The following is an 18333-nucleotide window of genomic DNA, read 5'->3' on the forward strand; positions in this document are numbered from 1 at the left end:
GCTCGTCCAGGCAGGACCGGACCCTGAAACGCCCGCCTTCCGCCGGTTCGGGATGACCGCACCGAAGGGCAAGCCGGCATGGGCCGGAGCCCGTTCGGACGACCTCGAAAGGAACGATCATGGCCAAGCCCGCACCCTCCTCTCGCCAATCCGCCCGCGTCATGCAACTGCGCAAGGGCGCCACCATCGAAATGGTCCGGCTGACATGCCCCGACGCCAGCCAGGCCCTAAAGATCGCCGAGAGTTTCGGCACCGCGGTCATCGACAGCGACGGCATCCGCGACCTGCATGAACGCCTCGTCATCGAGACCGCCGATGCGCTCGGAGACGGCCTGGGCGACAAGGCCATGCAGATTCATCTGCAGCGGATCGTCGGCGCCTTCGTCGGCTCGGCCCATGGCGCCGGGCAGTTCTATAGCCGCGCTGTCACCGAGGCGCGCGATGCCACGGCAAAGGCCGCCAACGATGCCCGCGACGAGGACCTCGACGGTCCGGTCGGCTATGACAGCGCCGCCCAGCGCAAGCGCGAGTTCGCCGCCGACATGGGCATCCAGGCCCATTCGCTGAGAATGGCAGCCGAAGGCGCCGTCGCGGCCTATGCCCAGGTGATCGGCGAGACCTGGAAGCCGTTCGACCGGCCGGTCGAGCAGCCGGGTCATTCGCTGGGCCGCAAGGCCGCCGAAGCGCAGATCTCGGCCTTCGACTAGGCTATGCCGGCGGGGCTCCGGCCCCGCCTTCGATAAACGCGAGAACGGCCGGTTCCCTGGCGGAGCCGGCCGTTTTCGTGTCGCTGACGGGGCCAAGAGGGAAACGGAAATCTGGCAGATGGCACGTCCGTTGCGGCCCGTCCCGCTTGTCGGGTCTGCAGGAGCTGCCGGCAGATGCAACGGCTCCGCCGTCCTCCACTTAAGTTCCGGCCGTTCCGGTGCATCGGCCGGCTGATCGGCTCCTGCCTTCTGCCCTCCGCAACGGGCCGCGATGGGCGCGGCCTCAAAACGGAGGCTTGAAGATGAGCAGTACGGAGAAACAACGGGTCGATATTTATACCCGCATCACTGACAGAATCGTTGAGGATCTGGCGAAGGGCGTGCGGCCGTGGATGAAGCCATGGAACGCCGAGAACACCACCGGCCGTATTACCCGGCCGCTACGTCATAACGGCCAGCCCTATTCGGGTGTCAACGTGCTGCTTCTCTGGTCGGAGGGAACCGCCCGGGGATATACGTCATCCACGTGGATGACGTTCAAGCAGGCACTCGAACTGGGTGCTGCCGTCCGCAAGGGCGAGACCGGGGCGACGGTCGTCTTCGCCAGCCGTTTCACCAAGTCCGAAACCGACGGAAATGGCAGCGAGGTCGAGCGGGAGATCCCTTTCCTGAAGGCCTACAGTGTCTTCAACGTCGAACAGATCGGCGGACTTCCCGACCAGTATCGTCGCCAGCCGACGCCTGGTCCGGATCCGGTCGAGCGCATCGAGCATGCCGACCGGTTCTTTCGCAACACGGGTGCCGTGATCCGCCACGGTGGCAACCAGTCCTTCTTTGCGCCGGCCGCTGACATCATTCAGATGCCGCCCTTTGAAAGCTTCAAGGACGCGGCCAGCTATTATGCGATTCTGAGTCACGAGGCCACGCACTGGACGGCGCCGGCGCATCGCCTCGGCCGCGACCTCAGCCGCTATGCCAAGGACAAATCCGAGCGGGCGCGAGAGGAACTGATCGCCGAACTCGGCAGCTGCTTTCTGTGCGCCGACCTCGGCATTGCTCCCGAGCTCGAGCCCCGTCCCGATCACGCCTCGTACCTCGGCTCCTGGCTCAAGGTCCTGAGCGACGACAGGCGGGCGATCTTCCAGGCGGCGGCGCATGCGCAACGGGCCGTCAGTTTCCTGCATGGCCTGCAGCCCGAAACCGCCGACGAGCGGCTCGCGGCCTGAGGACCATCAGCGTCGGTCGTTGGTCTCGCCAGCGGCCGGCACCTGATCAGGCTTCGACGCGGAGAGCGTGTCGGGATCAGCCGTAAGGTCCAGTTTGCCCCAGATCGAGGATTTCCGGTCGGTCGGCTTGAGCTTCCGGGACGGCTTGATTTCGACGACAAACGGCTTTGGCTGCTGACGCATAGATCCTCCAGGCGACGATTCGCGAGCACGACGATAGCCCGAAGAACGGCCAAAGCAACGCCCTTGTTCGGCTGTTCCCGGACGTCTGATTTTGGCATGTGGACGGGGCGGCAGGTCCACCGTTGCAGGGATCCGGCAGGCAGTCGGGGCGCAGCTGCCATCGCCATATCCCCTTGGCCCTGGAGCCAGGCCACGTCCTTCGCGGGCTCGATGAGGCGTGTCTGATCGAAAACCGGCTTCGCCTCGATCGTCCTCCCGCAACGGCCTTCCAAAACTTTCTTCCCCTGAGCGCGGTGCGCCCATTCCTCGCGGATCAACAAAGTTCTTCCTGGCCGCCCTCCATTTCATTCCGGCCCTACGAGCCACCCCATTGCGCAGGCGCAACGGGGACCCCGGGGGTGCGGTCCGATCGTCCCCGATCCTTGCGACAGCCATCGAGGCCGCGATGGGCGCGGCCCGAAACAGCAAAGGAATACGACAATGGCAACCATCGGCACCTTCACCACCTCCGAAGCCGGCTTCAACGGCTCGATCCGCACCCTCGCCCTCAACGTCAAGGCCCGCATCGCCCGCATCGAAAACCCCTCCGACAGGGGCCCGCACTACCGCATCTACGCCGGCAACGTCGAACTGGGTGCGGCCTGGCAGAAGCGCTCCGAGCAGGATCGCGACTACCTCTCGGTCAAGCTCGACGACCCGAGCTTCCCCGCTCCGATCTACGCAACCCTCACCGAAGTCGAGGGCGAGGACGGCTACCAGCTGATCTGGTCCCGCCCCAACCGGGACTGAGGCCCGACAGGCCCCGCCGCCGAGGCGGGGTCAACCGGCGACAAAGATAAGCCGTCGGCTTTTTCGGTGCCATGCGTGACCGGAAGTGTCTGATTATGTGAGCAAGGGCAAGCAGAACTTGAGATGAAGAGGCGCGTTTGATTTAATGCGCTGCTCCCAGGGCAAGCCACCCTAACAGGGCCGTCAACGAGCGCGTCTTTTTTCTGATTTAGCCGAGTTTCAATTTGATGGCCGAAAACGATATTCAAGTCAGCCTCGAAAACTGCCTTCAGTTACTGGTAGGGCTGCCATTAAGCATTGCCCGCAACGCTGCGGACATGAAGGTTTTCCATTTTGGTACCATTCGACCGCATCCCTCAGGCAGAGGGACTGTCGGGGCCTATGCACTGCATGTTCAATGCCCGTGGCGCTTCGTTGACGAGAAGACAATAGTCACAGGGACATCAGATCGTTTCGTCGAGCCGGCTGAAGGAACGGAGCCAAACGATGACGACCCTAAATCGGGAAACTTACAGCTCATCAAAATTGCATCTCTGCTGAAAGGCTACGACGCGGAGACAAACTCCTTCGTGAACGCCACAGAGCAACTCGTCGTCATAGCCGTTAACACAGACAACTATGGCGGGGCCGACTTCTTGCTGTCAGGTGGTTACCGCCTGCAGGTTTTCCCGGATGGTTCACTTGGTGAGGATTGGCGCTTTGTCGAGCTTCAAGGCCGCCATGTCGTTATCGAAGGGGGTCGCGTACAGGTTAACGGATAGCAATCTAATCTCAACACCCGCTCGTCGGAGTTTTTCAACGGTATCTGCCATAAGCGGACGTAACTCGTTCGACGTCACAATGACCGTAAGGTCATGTTGGATAGAAATACTGTGAAAGGAAGGCAGAGAATGGATCATTTCGATATACTTGGCCGCAGCATTGCCGACCCAGTTGTCGAGTCTTATCTTGCCCATCACGAGAAGCTTGACCCTATCGATTTTCGTACGAATGCGGAGATGGGATTTTTCGGCGGTTTCGATAGCGGTTTCGGTCTGCAGGTGGAAAGCCTTTCCGCATACATTGCCGAATTCGAAGAGGTGCGGTCAAGACGCCTGTCGGACGGCGAGGAGAGGATCGTCTCTCGCCTGTCATTTACCGGGCCGGATGCGATCAGGGCAGTGCAACGCGCCTATTCGTCGGCGTTGCCATTCGGTCTGACGTTCGGAGACAGCAGCGACATCGTGGCCGAGAAGCTCGGGACGGGCCCGTTTCGAGAAGGCAAGAGCAGCACGCTGCCGGAATATTCAGCCGAACGCTTCGTTCACTCATATGCTGTCGGCAATATAGTCGCGATCGCAAAATATGACTCCGACTTGCGGCTGATGGCGGTTTATCTGATGCAGGCTGACCGCACCATGCTCAAGGCCACGCGCCGAAAGGCGTCCTTGCCCAAGCAGAAGATCATGCCTGGAAATATCGATAAAGTCGAAGCATTGCGGGTCCAGATGCCGACGCAGCGCTGGCGGGAGTCCATGGCCGAGGGAGACGAGCTTTTCAACGAGGCCGATATCGCCGCGGCTGAAACGGCGCTGAATGCGTTCATCGACACGGTGAAGGCCGCAACCAGCCAGCGGGATGCGCAGGCAATCCAGGCAGCGGTCAAGGACATCGTTCTTGCGATCAATGAGATCCACGGCAGAAGCGGGATGATCGAAACACTGGAGCGCGACGAACTTGGTGTCCTGATCGACGCGGTCGTAAGGGCGTCGGGCTTCAGCCTCCCGGATGATGAAGATATCACCGCCGAATGGCGGGAGTGGTAACGAGACCCGTGTCGCGGAAATCCTGATTTTTGCTACGGGGGCGGCAAGCGTCGTGTACGGATGTTCCCTTGATGACGGCAGGATCCGGCAGGCAGTCGGGGCGCAGCTGCCATCGCCATATCCCCTTGGCCCTGGAGCCAGGCCACGTCCTTCGCGGGCTCGATGAGGCGTGTCTGATCGAAAACCGGCTTCGCCTCGATCGTCCTCCCGCAACGGCCTTCCAAAACTTTCTTCCCCTGAGCGCGGTGCGCCCATTCCTCGCGGATCAACAAAGTTCTTCCTGGCCGCCCTCCATTTCATTCCGGCCCTACGAGCCACCCCATTGCGCAGGCGCAACGGGGACCCCGGGGGTGCGGTCCGATCGTCCCCGATCCTTGCGACAGCCATCGAGGCCGCGATGGGCGCGGCCCGAAACAGCAAAGGAATACGACAATGGCAACCATCGGCACCTTCACCACCTCCGAAGCCGGCTTCAACGGCTCGATCCGCACCCTCGCCCTCAACGTCAAGGCCCGCATCGCCCGCATCGAAAACCCCTCCGACAAGGGCCCGCACTACCGCATCTACGCCGGCAACGTCGAGCTGGGTGCCGCTTGGCAGAAGCGCTCCGAGCAGGACCGAGACTACCTCTCGGTCAAGCTGGACGACCCGAGCTTCCCCGCCCCGATCTACGCGACGCTCACCGAGGTCGAGGGCGAGGACGGCTACCAGCTGATCTGGTCCCGCCCCAACCGGGACTGAGATCTGGACAGGCCCCGCCGCCGAGGCGGGGCCAACCGGCCACAAGGACAAGCCGGCGGCAGGCATCGAGCCTGCCGACGGCTTTTTCGGTGCGATGCGGAACCGGAATATGTCTGCTCAGTGGATGCTATCGTGCCGGGAAGAAATGCCGGCCTCGAGGACGAGCGGTTTCCCCCAATTTTGCCTCCGCTCCGGTTCCCTCCGCTCCAACAAAATCGGCACCCCCACTCGCCGGCTCCGCCGGTCGCTTTTGCGCTCCTTGACCCCGTCATCTCTTCCCGCCCCGCCGTCTCGTCTTTCACGAACTCAAGGAGATGAGACGATGACCATCGAACAGCACATCGAGGAACTGCGCGCTGAGTTGAGGAACGCCTGCGATGCCGTCCAGCGGCGCCAGGTCGAAGCGGAGCTTCAGCTCGCCGAGGCCGATCTGGCCGTGGCGCTTGCCGAACAGGACGGCATCATCGAAGCCGAGCCGCCTTTCTGAGGCGGCTCTCATTCTACTGGAATATGAGCCTGGCGGCCGGATCGACCGGCCTTCCGGCTGTCAGGGACTTCATCCCTCGACACTCCCGCCGGCTCGCGCCGGATACGGTCACGCCCCCCGCGGGGCCGTGGGTCTCTTCTCTCTCTGACGTCCCAGTTTACTCCAGCAAATCCGGCGTCAAGGACGGCGCGGTCTCCCCCAATTTTTCCGCCGCTGCGCTTCTCAGAAAAATCGGTTCCCCCGCTTGCGAGCCGCGTCCCGCGATCCTTGACCCCTCTTTGCCACGGAGTGGCCGATCTCCGTCATCAAGATGAAGGAGATCACACAATGACATCTGACCAGAACCTTGCGCTCTACACCAAGCTTTCCGGTTTCCGGCTCGTCGTCCTGGCAAACCGCTTCGGCTGCGAAACCGACGTCTTGCGAAAGCTCCATGAGCGACTGCTCGAAGGGCTCGAGGCAGCTGCGGGTCGTATCCGGACCATCATGGCATTGGAGCGGAGCATTCTTGCCGGCGACGACGGATTTGCCACGTACCGGCTGGAAGGTGAGACCGAGATCTTCGGGCGTTTCACCATCACTCTCCTGGACGAGCTCGACATCGATTTCGACACGCACGAATACCGCATCAACGGCGGCGATTGGTCCAGCGCTTTGACGGCGGACCATACCGGCGTCGACATCGACTATCCCGAACTGATTGCGCTCACCGACGACGAACTCGGCTCACTCGCGCCGATCATCAAGGATATCACACGCGAAACCGGTATTGCGGTAGGCGCCTCCCGCGTCAGCTACATCAGGTGCCCAGCATCATAATCAATGCTGTGGCGGGCTCGACCATCCGGATGGCTGCGAGAGCGGTCCTTCGTTGAGATGCCTGCGAGACCATCGCAATGATGGCGAGAACGACCAGTTGAGCCTCTTCCTTTCGACATTCCGTCATCTGTCATCGGGGATGATGCAGCCCGTTCGTCGGGACGCAACCTGGCGGCAACAGAATTTTCCCCGCCGCCTTGCTGCTCCTTGCGGATCAAAATTCAGCCGCCGCCAGGTCCTCCACATTCGTTTCGGCCTTGTCAGGTGCATCCCTCCTTTCCGGACTGCGCTCTCACCCCGCGATGACCGCAATTCGAAAGGAGAAATACCATGCAACAGCTCGCTCAATTCCTCGCCGCCACCGGCCGCCGACTCCGCGCCGTTGGCAAAGTGATCAGCCACTTCTTTCGCAAGGGAAAGCTCGGCCTGAAGCTCGCGATTAAGATCCCGTTCTTCGTCGAGATCGAGGTGTCCTTCGAAACCGACTGGAACCGGCGCCGATGACGTGCTGGGCACGGCCCGCTTCGGCGGGGCTTTCTCAACTCGCCACGGAGGCGCGCGGGCGGTAACCGCGTTTTCGCTTTTGTCGGAGCAGATCGAGAAACAGTTCGACGGCTTCTTCTTCCCGTCCGAAATGATGGACCATCATCTGACCCTTTGCGCCAATGCGACCCCACTTTCGCATCAGGCAGACATCCCCGAACAAGTTCGGCTCGATCGACATCGCATAGTAGCGCGCCATGTTCTTTGCTGCGTCCGTGCGTTCGACATAGAGATGGTAGGGTTGCGCGATCATGAGACCAGAATCGCCGATAGCGGGAATCGCGTCCAACGAGACTTATGAATCGGTCGACGCAGATCGATTCATAACGGTGATGACATGCGAACGGTCGTGACAGGCCTGGGCGAGACGCCTTCGGCGCACGGCTCTATTCGCGGTGCTCACGGAGCCCGCACGCGGTCTCCGCCTCAAGGGTGACGATCCTCTCGCGGCGCCTCAGCCGCACCATCCGTGTCTTGCACCGTCCCAGCGCCTGGCGAGGCCCTCCTCGACAAGTGTGATGCCGAGCGATTGTCCTGATCGTGTTACGGTCCGGAGCTTGCGGCCATACTTGTCTTCGTCGCGCCAGCCGGCCGCCAGCGAGAAATTGCCGGCGTTCAACAGCGCCAGGAGGCGCGCCTTTGCCGCCTCGCCTTTGATCCGTTCCGCCTCACAGCGCGGCGGGCTGAGCTCCGGCGTGTCGATATCCGAGATGCGGATTTTCTCTCCCTGGAACCAGAACGTGTCGCCGTCGACGACGCAGTTCACGTGGCGATCGGGGCCGCAGAATGAAAATGCCCCCGACGAGGAATCCGTTGTTGGTATCCTGGCCGCAGCTACAAGCCCGGGAAAGTTGTCAACGTTCCCGAAGGCAAGCCAGCCTCCCGTAGCAATGATCACGGCGCAGAGGATCGTCGTCAGTGGTTTGCGCCGGCGGCTCGGTCCCGATCGCGGTGACTTTCCTTGCCAGCGGTTCCGACCATTCCTGCTGCCAGGCTTTCTCGGCTTTTTGAACGGGATCACATTCGATTTCGTCACCCTAGTCCTCTCCTGTCCGTCTCAACCTAACTTGGTTTCGGTTTCATCTGCGTTTACGGACAAGGTGCCTCCATGCGGTGTGCGAGGCGCAGGGCGCAGTCGGTCCCGCCTCCCCTGCGGGCCACTATGTTGAGGCTCCTGCGGCTGCGCTGTTTCCCGCTCTCGCACGACGAGAATTCCCGAAATCCCGCCCTTCGTGCGACCGCTATGCTGATTTCTCCGATACTCTTCATCTTTCTGAATCGACCTTGCTCGTTGCACTGCGCGCCGGCTCGATCCCAGTGACTTCGGGCTTGCTGCTGAGCCCGTGAAACCTGTTCGTCCCAACACAAGCCTTCATGTCGTCGCGCCGGAACCAGATGGCGCGACCGCATCTGAGCGGCGCGTTGCCCGCGGTGAAGACGATCTGCTCATCGGCGCGCATGCGAAGCACCTCATACGGTTGGATCAGTGCTCGCGCGGCGAGTTGCTTTGAACGTGTGCGCGAGGATCCTTTCGCCTGGAAACTGCGGCTGACCTGGTCGATCTCGACTGTCGTCGTGCCGCAGCGGCGCGAGATGTACTCCGCTATTTCCGGATCGTTGATGGCTGCGAAACTGATCCAGCTCGCGCTCTCAAACCATTTGCTGGCGGCATCACGACCGCCATAGGTTTCCCGCATCTGCCCGATCGACTGATAGATCATGACAAGCGTGATGCCGTACTTGCGGCCGGCGTCGCGCGCGGTCTCCAGGATCCGCATGTAGCCGAGGCGCGCCACCTCATCGAGAAGGAACAGGGCTCTGCCCTTGATCGAACCATCGCGATTGTAGATCGCGTTGAGGAACGACCCGATGATGACGCGTGCAAGACCGGCATGCGTCTCCAGTGTTTTCAGATCGATGTTGATGAACACGTCCGTGTTCCCATCGGCTAGATCGGCCGTGGAAAACGTCTTGCCCGAAACCAGCGCGGCATAGTTCGAATACGACAGCCAGTGGGTTTCTTTGATCGCATTGGCGTAGACGCCGGAGAAGGTTTCGGGCGTCATGTTCACGAAGGCTGCGACATTCTCCTTCACGAAATCCGACTCCGAATTGTCGTAGATTTCCTGCAGCCGTTGGCGCAGTTTCGGCTCCGGCTCGGAGAGATTGGCGCGAACCTGGCGCAGCGTCTGGTTTTCCTTCTCCGTATGGCCGGACAGGCAAACGTCGGCGATCATCGCCGTCAACAATTGCAATGCCGAGGCCCGGAAGAAATCATCGCGCACACCACGCGTGCCGCCGCTATCGCTCATGATCCATGAGGCGACGGACGCGATATCCTCTTCCTTGGTGCCGCCGAATTGCCCGATCCAGTCGAGCGCATTGAAACCTGTCCCCGGGTTTTTGGGGTCGAGGACGAGCAGGTCCCGGTTGGCGCTCGTCCGGTGGGCCGAGACCATCGGCGCCACCTCGTTCGACGGGTCGAGGACGATCAGCGAACCGCCCCATTTGAGCGCCGTCGGTATCGTCGCCGACGTCGTCTTGAAGCCACCGGAACCGGCAAACACGATGCCATGCGACGAACCGAAGGAGCCGTCGAAGCAGAGCAGCGGCGACTTGCCACCGGCGCCCCATGTCTCCGGGTTGTCGGCACGAAACGAGCGCGCTGCGGTGCTGTCCTTGTCGACACGATATCGTTCGCCGATGACAATACCGCCCGTCACCGGAAACAGCTTTTCGGCATCGGCAAGCGTCATCCAGGCGGCCTCGCCATGCAACGCCCGCTTGCCGCGGATGCGCTTCGGCTCGGCTCTGGCGAATGCCGCATTGCCGGCCAGCGCGATGCGCAGCGCGAAGCATGAGGCCATCGCCGCCGCCCCGGCTCCGATCAGAGTCGCCGGATCGACATAGGAGAGAAGGGACTTTCCCGCCGGAACCTTATCGGTGAGTGCAGACAACCTCATCGTTTCGCGAAGTGTGGCGATCAGGATCGTCGCCACACCGCCGGCGATGACGCCGCAACCTGCTGTCTTGATCCTGATCGCGCCGGCGCTCGCAAACAGGAAGACGATGCCGACGAGCCCTGCGCTGACATACGGCAGCACGATCCCGGCTCGGCCAAGCGTCTGCCGGGCGGCTTCCGTCTTTCCGAAGGCGGATAGCCAGTGTTCGATCCCGGTCATGCCGATAGTCACCAGGATCATCAGTGCGGCGGGCGCGATGAAGAGCATGATCCTACTCATCGGCTTTCCCGAAGGCCTCCGCGCCGATCGCCATCAGCCGCGCTCGTTCCATCTCGTCGACTTTGAGGCGCTGGCGCAAATCGATCAGCGCCCCCAGCAGAAGCGCGCGCTTCTCGTAGCGAAGACCGGCTTTGACGATCAGGCCGCCAAGCTCGATCTTTTCCCGCGTGTCCTTCTTGCGGGCATCGGACGTGGTGGTGCGCGCCATCCGCTCAAGCCTCAGCATTCCCGCCCGCAGGCGCGCCAGACGGGTTCTGCGTGGACGGTGCGCTGCTTTCGCCGGCGTTACCTCCCTTCTTCCCTCCGTTCGTAGCGGCCTTTCCTCCTCGAAACCGCTTCGCCAGTTCCTCGAACGCTGCCTGCAGCTCGGATTCTTCGATCTCGATCTCGCCAAGACCAGCCTTGAGGGCGATCCGGCCGATGCGCTCGGCCTCACGGGTCTCGGCGGCCTTGAGCTGCTCCTGGAGCTTGGCGATTTCGTCGCGGATTTTTGAGGATGGCTTCTTCATTCCGTCTGTCTCCCTTGGGTGAGAACGCTTGTCGTTCGAACCCAGTTTTTAGGGAGGTCAGTGCGGAACGCACTACTGTGAATCCTACAATCGCCAAAGCGCAAGGTTTGGTGAATGATCCCGGCCGTTCCGAAGGAGCGGATCCGAAGGGCGCAATTATACGTCGCTGGCGCGACGCCCTTGCTTGAGGCCCATGCCGGGCCTGCCGCTCTCGATGAACTCATTGGTTTCGTTCGCAACCGGGAAAGAATTCCGCCGTGGCCGTCCCCCATTTCTCCGTCAGCGTCGTCGCTCGTGGCTCCGGCCGCAGCGCCGTCCTGTCGGCGGCCTATCGCCACTGCGCCAAGATGGATTACGAGCGTGAGGCGCGCACGATCGACTACACCCGCAAGCAGGGCCTGCTTCACGAAGAGTTCGTTGTTCCCGTCGATGCGCCGGAATGGCTGCGCTCGATGATCGCGGACAGTTCGGTGTCCGGCGCCTCCGAGGCTTTCTGGAACAAGGTCGAAGATTTCGAGAAGCGCTCCGACGCGCAGCTCGCCAAGGATGTCACAATCGCCCTGCCGATCGAGCTGAGCGCTGAGCAGAACATCGCGCTGGTGCGGGATTTCGTCGAGCAGCACATCACCGCGAAGGGCATGGTTGCCGATTGGGTCTATCACGACGCGCCCGGCAATCCGCATGTTCATCTCATGACGACCTTGCGGCCGCTAACCGAGGACGGTTTCGGCGCCAAGAAGGTCGCGGTAACAGGACCGGATGGCAATCCGATCCGCAACGACGCCGGCAAAATCGTCTATGAGCTCTGGGCCGGAAGCATCGACGATTTCAACGGGTTTCGCGATGGCTGGTTTGCCTGCCAGAACCGGCATCTGGCGCTCGCCGGCCTCGACATTCGCGTCGATGGCCGCTCCTTTGAAAAGCAAGGGATCGATCTCGAGCCGACCATCCATCTCGGCGTCGGCACGAAGGCGATCGAGCGGAAATCCGACGGTGCCGCCCAGCCGATCGAGCTGGAACGCCTCGAATTGCAGGATGCGAGACGGAGCGAAAACGTCAGGCGGATCGACAGGAATCCCGAGCTCGTGCTTGCGCTGATCATGCGCGAGAAGAGCGTCTTTGACGAACGGGACGTCGCAAAGATCCTGCACCGTTACGTCGACGACGCGGCGCTGTTTCAAAGCCTCATGGTGCGGATCTTGCTCTGCCCCGAAACCTTCCGCATCGAGCGCGAGCGGATCGACCTTGCCAGCGGTATCCGAGTGCCGGCGAAGTACACGACCCGCGAGATGATCCGGCTCGAAGCCGAGATGGCCAATCGAGCGGTCTGGCTGTCCCGGCGGTCGTCGCACGGTGTTCGCGATGCGGTGCTGGCCGCGACATTTGCGCGTCATGAACGTCTATCTGACGAGCAGAGAACCGCGATCGAGCATCTGGCGGGACCTGAGCGGATCGCTGCCGTGATCGGCCGCGCCGGCGCCGGCAAGACGACGATGATGAAGGCGGCGCGCGAGGCCTGGGAAGCGGCCGGCTACCGGGTCGTCGGCGCAGCACTTGCCGGCAAGGCGGCCGAGGGCCTGGAGAAGGAAGCGGGCATCATCTCGCGCACACTTGCGTCGTGGGAGCTCCGCTGGAACCAAGGCCGTGATCAGCTCGATAGCAAGACGGTGTTCGTTCTCGACGAGGCCGGCATGGTGTCATCTAGGCAGATGGCGCTGTTCGTCGAAGCGGTGACGAAAGCAGGCGCCAAACTCGTCCTCGTCGGCGATCCCGAACAGCTTCAACCGATCGAGGCAGGTGCCGCCTTCCGCGCCATTGCCGATCGGATCGGCTATGCCGAACTCGAAACCATCTATCGCCAGCGCCAGCAATGGATGCGTGACGCCTCGCTCGATCTCGCGCGCGGCAAGGTCGGTAGCGCGCTCGATGCCTACCGCGCCAACGGCAAGATAATAGGATCGGATCTGAAAGCCGACGCGGTCGACAACCTCATCACCGCCTGGGACCGCGATTACGATCCGGTAAAGACGTCGCTGATCCTCGCTCATCTGCGCCGCGACGTGCGCATGCTCAACCAGATGGCGCGCATCAAGCTTATCGAACGCGGTGTTCTCGACCAGGGAACCATGTTCAAGACCGCCGATGGCGAACGCAACTTTGCCGTCGGCGACCAGATCGTTTTCCTGAAGAACGAGGGATCGCTCGGCGTCAAGAACGGTATGCTGGCGAAGGTCGTGGAAGTGGGACCGGGACGCATCACCGCGCGGATCGGCGATGGGGAGAATGCCCGCCAGGTTGTGGTCGAACAGCGTTTCTACGACAACCTCGACCACGGCTATGCCACGACCATCCACAAGAGCCAGGGGGCGACGGTCGACCAGGTCAAGGTGCTCGCCTCCCTTTCGCTCGACCGCCATCTCACCTATGTCGCCATGACCCGTCATCGTGAGGACCTGGCCGTCTACTACGGTCGTAGATCCTTCGCCAAGAACGGTGGGTTGATCCCGATTCTGTCGCGAAGGAACGCGAAGGAAACGACTCTCGATTACGAGAAAAGTGACTTCTACCGCCAGGCGCTCCGTTTTGCCGAAGCCCGTGGTCTGCATCTCGTCAACGTCGCCCGGACCCTGGTTCGCGACCGGCTGGAATGGGTCGTCAGTCAGAAGCAAAAACTTGCCAATCTCGGTGCCCGCCTTGCTGCGGTTGCCGGCAAGCTCGGGCTCGTTCGTGGCGCCGCGCAGTCCCCAAGTCAAAACAACATCAAGGAGGCAAAGCCGATGGTCTCGGGCATCACAACCTTCGCCAAATCCGTCGACCAGGCGATCGAGGACAAGGTCGCCGCCGATCCAGGATTGAAGAAGCAATGGGAGGAGGTCTCGACCCGCTTCCACCTCGTCTACGCCCAGCCGGAAAGCGCGTTTAAGGCAGTCAATGTCGACGTGTTGCTGAAGGATGAGACCGTTGCGAAGTCAACGATAGCCAAGATCGGATCGGAGCCCGAACACTTCGGCGCGCTGAAGGGCAAGACCGGGATACTCTCCAGCCGCGCCGACAAGCAGGAGCGAGAAAAGGCACAAACGAACGCGCCGGCGTTGGCCCGCAATCTTGAGCGCTATCTGCGCCAGCAGGCGGAGGCGGAACGCAAGTTCGAGGTCGAAGAACGTGCCGTCCGCCTGAAGGTCTCGATCGATATTCCCGCACTGTCGCCAAACGCAAAACAAACATTGGAACGCGTTCGCGACGCGATCGACCGGAACGATCTGCCCACCGGTCTCGGATATGCGCTCGCCGACAAAATGGTGAAGGCGGAACTGGAGGGTTTCGCCAAGGCGGTATCGGAGCGGTTCGGCGAGCGGACCTTCCTGTCGCTTGCTGCAAAGGACCCCAACGGGCAGACCTTCAACACCGTCACTTCGGGAATGACAGCCGGACAGAAAGCTGAGGTGCAAGCGGCGTGGAATTCGATGCGGACGGTGCAGCAGCTCGCCGCGCATGAGCGCACAACCGAGGCGCTGAAACAGGCGGAGACCCTGCGTCAGGCGAAGAGCCAGGGGCTCTCGCTCAAATGAAGACATCCGTGTTTGCGTTTGGGACGCGACGCGCTCAAAGGGCGCACGCAGTCATGCTTTTGGCCCTGGCGGCATCCATCGTTGGCGGTGGTGTTGCTGCCGCAATCGTCGGCGGTTTCCGCATCAACCTAACACCGAGCGAACCCCTCGGTCTCTGGCGTATCGTGACGCTCGATCGCCCGGCTGCTGCCGGGGACCTTGTCTTCATTTGCCCCCCGCAAACGACAGAAATGCGGGAGGCGAGAGAGCGTGGTTATCTCCGCGCCGGCACCTGCCCGGGCGGCGTCGCGCCGCTCATCAAGACCGTCATCGGAGTCGCCGGGCAGCGTGTCGAAATCGGCGCCGGCGTGACGATCGATGGGCGTGCGATCGCGTCTTCCGATTTGGCAGATCGGGACGGCAACGGCCGGCCGATGACACCATTTGCCGGCGGAGTCGTGCCTGACGAAAGCGTCTATCTCCATTCAGGGTTCAGGGGCTCCTATGACTCCCGCTATTTCGGGCCCCTGCCCGCCTCTGGAATCCTTGGCCTGGCGCAACCGGTGCTCATCTATGCGCCGTGAGCAGCTCCAGCCCACCGCTTTGATTGCCGTTTCGATCGTCGCCGGAACGGTGGGATGGAGTGGCTATGTACTGCTACTCCCGGTCGCGTTCGCGTTTCCGTTTCTCTGGGCGCTTGCGCGAACGAGGCGGACGGCCGCGGGTGTCTCGGCCGGCTATTTCCTGGCCGCATCCCGGGGATTGCCGCAGGGCGTAGCGACCTTCTATTCCTCGGACCTCTTGCCGGGATTATTGCTTTGGCTCTGTGCGTGCGCCGGCTTCGTCATCGTGCATACCGTCCTCTGGACAAAGAAGACGGGTGCTCGTCCGCGTCGCTATCTCCTGGCAGCGGTTCTGATGGCCATTCCGCCATTCGGCATCACCGGCTGGGCTCATCCGATCGCCGCTGCAGGCGTACTGTTTCCAGGATGGGGATGGTGGGGACTGGCTGCCGCTACAGCCGGCCTCATGGGCCTCGTAACCCGCATGTGGCCAGCTGTCGCGATTCTCCTGGCAGGCTTTTGGATCTGGTCCGCCGCAACCTGGGACGAACCGAAACTACCGGAAGGTTGGCAGGGGGTCGACCTCGAAATGGGTGCATCGCTGGGGCGCGACACCAGCATTGAGCGTCACCGTGATCTGATTGCCACGGTGACGGATCGGACATCCGGTGGCGCCCGGTCCATTGTTCTTCCCGAAAGCGCTCTTGGCTTCTGGACGCCGACCGTCGAGCGGCTATGGGTGCGAGCTTTGCAGGCAACTGACGCCACCGTTATCGCCGGCGCGGAAGTTATCGATGCGGGCGGATACGACAATGTTCTGATCGCCATCTCTGGTGACGCCGCTCGGCTCCTTTATCGCGAACGTATGCCGGTGCCAGGCTCGATGTGGCAACCTTGGCGTCCCTTGCTTGGGGCAAGTGGCGGCGCGCGGGCGCACTTCTTTTCGAACCCCGTCGTGACCGTTGCCGGCGGACGCATCGCACCACTGATCTGTTACGAGCAGCTGATCGTCTGGCCCGTCCTGCAGTCGATGTTGCTGGAGCCGGACGTCATCATCGCCGTCGGCAACGGTTGGTGGACCAAAGGGACGTCTATCGTCGCCATCCAGCGCGCCAGCACGCAAGCCTGGGCGCGCCTGTTCGACAAACCCGTCGTTTTTTCCTTCAACACCTGAGTGCCAAGGAGCCCTCATGCTCGATGCTGCCTTGATTCAACATTGCGCCGACCCCTCGCTGAAGCCCGCGATCGTCGAGCAGTTCGTGTCCGCCGCTGGCGCGAACGATCCCCTTGCCGTCACTGTCAAATCTGGGGGCCGGTTGATCCTCGTTCCGAAGGCGGCGTTGCCGGACGAAGCGATGGCGATCGTCCGGCAGTATGTTGGCCAGGCTGTCGTTCGCGTCGGCCTGACGCAGTACCCGGCGGGCGTTGGCGTGAAGGACGCCGCCGATCTGAAGTCCGATCTCGTCGATCCTTGCGAAAACCTCCGCAAGGGAACGGCGATGTTCGCCAAGGTCTTGCGGATCGTTGCCAAGTGGTACGGCAATCCGAAGAGCGACGACGTCTTCCCCCAGATCTTCGACGATGCCGTCTATGCCTGGAAGAGTGGAGAGTTCGAGGGCGTGAGTGTCTTCCAGGCGGACAATCCCGGAAAAGGCGTCACGATCGACAACATGTTGCCGGCAGACCAGGGCAAGGCCAGCGTGGACATACCGCCCGCGGCTGCAAACACTGAAAGCGTCGAGAAAGGCGAAAGCGTTGGATCGGCAGAAATGCGGATCGACCTATCAAGGATTGGAGGACAATGATCTCCTTGGGAAGGCCGCTATGCCTCCGGAAGCGAATAGCGCGTGAGAACAGCGTCCTCGCCATCGAGGATCACTTCGATGACTTCGTTGACCATAGCCTGCTCTCCCGCCAAATCCTGCAGTATGAGGGCAAACAATTCTCGTTGCTGCGCGGGAAGCACCTGCGGGACAATGATCACCAGGCCCGCATGCAATTCCTCTTTCGCGTACAGCTTCCGGAAGTCGCGAGCATTGTTCGTTACGAAGGTAAAATCCTCCTCGATGATCCGAGGCATCAGATCCCAGTCTGCTTCGCCGCTCAGTCCCAGCCAGTTCACATGGAAGCCATCGTGGCCGTGCGCTTGAGCCACGGCCACGAGAGACGTGTGAAGGCATTCATCGATAAGAAATTTCAAGAGGTCGAGCCAGACGGTTTGAAGACGTTTTCGTTCCGAAGGCTCAGGCGCTTCACGGATTTCACCTTCAGGCCCTGCTCCGAAAGCTTCCGCGGACGTCCTCTGGCAGGATGGGCCGCAGCCCAGATCTCGGCAAGTTCCACCATGCGCTCGGTGAGCGAAGGATAGCCCTCGACGATTTCCGCTGTACTTGCGCCTTGGGTCTTAATCGCGGCAATCGTTCGCACGGGAACACGGGTTTTCTTGAATACCGGCTCACCGCCCACGACCCCTTTCACGCTTTCAATCAGTCGTTCGGCTTCTCGAAGCGCCTCGGCCCGCGCGGCCAGTTGTTCTCGTGCCCGCGCAACGTCGATAATGAGATAGTCGTCTGCCCTAACAGTTTCGGCATTCGGGTTCTGGTCGATCGTATCGAATAAGCGCTTGCGGCGCTCGGCAGACAAGATCGATCCGACGCCGTACCAGAGCTTCAACCGAAGCAAATCCTCATCGGTGAGTGCTCGACCCCTGCTACCAACGAGATGAGTCTCGATGATGCGCTTGTCGATCGCATTGTGCACCGATTTCACAGCGATCTCGCTGACAGCCGCCGCCTCGGCGGGCGTGTAGGCGTGTGATGTGCTGGTCATAATCATTCTCCTTGTGGAGAATATATAATGCAGGTGACGTCCCCCGTAAAGATCGACCGATCTTTTCGATCTTACGAGCTCGTCAGGCCGGCAAGGAAGGTTCACTTCTTGTCCGGCGATCGTTTCAGCAAATCAGACGCTTCTACTTCCAGAATCGCTGCTAAGCGATCCACCACATCAATGCTCGCATTGTATATGCTGCGCTCCAGGGAACTGATGTAGGTACGATCGATCTCTGCTCGAAAAGCAAGCTCTTCTTGCGACAGTCCCTTGGCGAGCCGCGCGGCTTTCAGATTTCGTGCAAATACCTCTCGAATCTCCATGATCGAGAGAGCATCGGCT

22 protein-coding genes are annotated in these 18333 nt (G+C 61.5%); 13 read left to right on the forward strand and 9 right to left on the reverse strand.

Translation table 11 applies throughout. The annotated features are described in order from the left end of the window. Window positions 1-119: 119 nt before the first annotated feature. Complete coding sequence (locus ATY76_RS32515) at window positions 120-707, forward strand: hypothetical protein (RefSeq protein ID WP_088678663.1); 588 nt, start codon at window positions 120-122, stop codon at window positions 705-707. Window positions 708-1009: 302 nt separating this feature from the next. Next, a complete protein-coding gene (locus ATY76_RS32520) occupies window positions 1010-1933 on the forward strand; it encodes a zincin-like metallopeptidase domain-containing protein (protein ID WP_088678664.1) in 924 nt (307 codons plus the stop codon). Window positions 1934-1939: 6 nt separating this feature from the next. Here ATY76_RS32520 and ATY76_RS33910 read toward each other — a convergent pair whose 3' ends face one another. Further along, window positions 1940-2116, reverse strand: a complete 177-nt coding sequence (locus ATY76_RS33910; RefSeq protein WP_183934909.1) for a hypothetical protein — start codon at window positions 2114-2116, stop codon at window positions 1940-1942. 480 nt (window positions 2117-2596) lie between these two features. Here ATY76_RS33910 and ATY76_RS32530 point away from each other — a divergent pair, with 480 nt between their 5' ends. From ATY76_RS32530 to ATY76_RS33920, 7 genes are all read left to right on the forward strand, one after another. After that, window positions 2597-2905 (forward strand): DUF736 domain-containing protein, encoded by a 309-nt coding sequence (locus ATY76_RS32530; protein ID WP_088678665.1) that lies wholly within the window; start codon window positions 2597-2599, stop codon window positions 2903-2905. A gap of 227 nt (window positions 2906-3132) precedes the next feature. Continuing rightward, complete coding sequence (locus ATY76_RS32535; protein ID WP_088678666.1) at window positions 3133-3666, forward strand: hypothetical protein; 534 nt, start codon at window positions 3133-3135, stop codon at window positions 3664-3666. Between the two features lie 129 nt (window positions 3667-3795). Continuing rightward, a complete protein-coding gene (locus ATY76_RS33520; protein WP_141105072.1) occupies window positions 3796-4710 on the forward strand; it encodes a hypothetical protein in 915 nt (304 codons plus the stop codon). Between the two features lie 432 nt (window positions 4711-5142). After that, window positions 5143-5451, forward strand: a complete 309-nt coding sequence (locus tag ATY76_RS32545; protein ID WP_088678667.1) for a DUF736 domain-containing protein — start codon at window positions 5143-5145, stop codon at window positions 5449-5451. 322 nt (window positions 5452-5773) lie between these two features. Next, window positions 5774-5938: a hypothetical protein gene (locus tag ATY76_RS33915; RefSeq protein WP_190233783.1), complete on the forward strand. Its 165-nt coding sequence runs from the start codon at window positions 5774-5776 to the stop codon at window positions 5936-5938. Window positions 5939-6265: 327 nt separating this feature from the next. Further along, the gene (locus ATY76_RS32555) at window positions 6266-6757 is read left to right on the forward strand and encodes a hypothetical protein (RefSeq protein ID WP_088678668.1); all 492 of its coding nucleotides are present in this window, start codon (window positions 6266-6268) and stop codon (window positions 6755-6757) included. A gap of 330 nt (window positions 6758-7087) precedes the next feature. Then, window positions 7088-7261 (forward strand): hypothetical protein, encoded by a 174-nt coding sequence (locus ATY76_RS33920; protein WP_190233784.1) that lies wholly within the window; start codon window positions 7088-7090, stop codon window positions 7259-7261. A 34-nt stretch (window positions 7262-7295) separates the two neighbouring features. Here the strand turns inward: ATY76_RS33920 and ATY76_RS32565 are convergent, their stop codons facing one another. The 5 genes from ATY76_RS32565 to traC form a co-directional block, all read right to left on the reverse strand. Continuing rightward, window positions 7296-7553 (reverse strand): WGR domain-containing protein, encoded by a 258-nt coding sequence (locus ATY76_RS32565; RefSeq protein ID WP_088678670.1) that lies wholly within the window; start codon window positions 7551-7553, stop codon window positions 7296-7298. A 201-nt stretch (window positions 7554-7754) separates the two neighbouring features. Continuing rightward, entirely contained in the window at window positions 7755-8198 is a 444-nt protein-coding gene (locus ATY76_RS32570) for a thermonuclease family protein (RefSeq protein ID WP_190233785.1), read from the reverse strand. 367 nt (window positions 8199-8565) lie between these two features. Continuing rightward, window positions 8566-10542, reverse strand: coding sequence for a Ti-type conjugative transfer system protein TraG (traG, locus tag ATY76_RS32580; protein WP_088678673.1), 1977 nt, complete (start codon window positions 10540-10542; stop codon window positions 8566-8568). Beyond that, complete coding sequence (locus ATY76_RS32585) at window positions 10535-10750, reverse strand: type IV conjugative transfer system coupling protein TraD (RefSeq protein ID WP_088678674.1); 216 nt, start codon at window positions 10748-10750, stop codon at window positions 10535-10537. Before ATY76_RS32585 ends, traG begins: the two co-directional genes overlap by 8 nt. 4 nt (window positions 10751-10754) lie before the next feature. Beyond that, complete coding sequence (gene traC / locus ATY76_RS32590; RefSeq protein WP_088678675.1) at window positions 10755-11051, reverse strand: conjugal transfer protein TraC; 297 nt, start codon at window positions 11049-11051, stop codon at window positions 10755-10757. 257 nt (window positions 11052-11308) lie between these two features. Between traC and traA the strand changes: the two genes are divergently transcribed. Genes traA through ATY76_RS32610 form a run of 4 tightly spaced genes read left to right on the forward strand, consistent with a single transcriptional unit; the run spans window position 11309 to window position 16967 of the window. After that, window positions 11309-14620 (forward strand): Ti-type conjugative transfer relaxase TraA, encoded by a 3312-nt coding sequence (gene traA / locus ATY76_RS32595; RefSeq protein WP_088678676.1) that lies wholly within the window; start codon window positions 11309-11311, stop codon window positions 14618-14620. Window positions 14621-14673: 53 nt separating this feature from the next. Beyond that, window positions 14674-15183 (forward strand): conjugative transfer signal peptidase TraF, encoded by a 510-nt coding sequence (gene traF, locus ATY76_RS32600; protein ID WP_040140158.1) that lies wholly within the window; start codon window positions 14674-14676, stop codon window positions 15181-15183. Further along, window positions 15173-16336 (forward strand): conjugal transfer protein TraB, encoded by a 1164-nt coding sequence (locus ATY76_RS32605; protein WP_088678678.1) that lies wholly within the window; start codon window positions 15173-15175, stop codon window positions 16334-16336. Before traF ends, ATY76_RS32605 begins: the two co-directional genes overlap by 11 nt. A gap of 16 nt (window positions 16337-16352) precedes the next feature. After that, window positions 16353-16967, forward strand: coding sequence for a TraH family protein (locus ATY76_RS32610; protein WP_088678679.1), 615 nt, complete (start codon window positions 16353-16355; stop codon window positions 16965-16967). A gap of 17 nt (window positions 16968-16984) precedes the next feature. Here ATY76_RS32610 and ATY76_RS32615 read toward each other — a convergent pair whose 3' ends face one another. The 3 genes from ATY76_RS32615 to ATY76_RS32625 form a co-directional block, all read right to left on the reverse strand. Then, complete coding sequence (locus tag ATY76_RS32615; protein WP_088678680.1) at window positions 16985-17362, reverse strand: DUF5615 family PIN-like protein; 378 nt, start codon at window positions 17360-17362, stop codon at window positions 16985-16987. Continuing rightward, window positions 17359-17991, reverse strand: coding sequence for a DUF433 domain-containing protein (locus ATY76_RS32620; protein ID WP_088678681.1), 633 nt, complete (start codon window positions 17989-17991; stop codon window positions 17359-17361). The genes ATY76_RS32615 and ATY76_RS32620 overlap by 4 nt, the downstream gene beginning before the upstream one ends. A 101-nt stretch (window positions 17992-18092) precedes the next feature. After that, window positions 18093-18314, reverse strand: coding sequence for a helix-turn-helix transcriptional regulator (locus ATY76_RS32625; protein WP_040140166.1), 222 nt, complete (start codon window positions 18312-18314; stop codon window positions 18093-18095). Window positions 18315-18333: the final 19 nt, after the last annotated feature.

Source organism: Rhizobium sp. R339 (genome assembly GCF_002211395.1).
GTDB lineage: Bacteria > Pseudomonadota > Alphaproteobacteria > Rhizobiales > Rhizobiaceae > Rhizobium.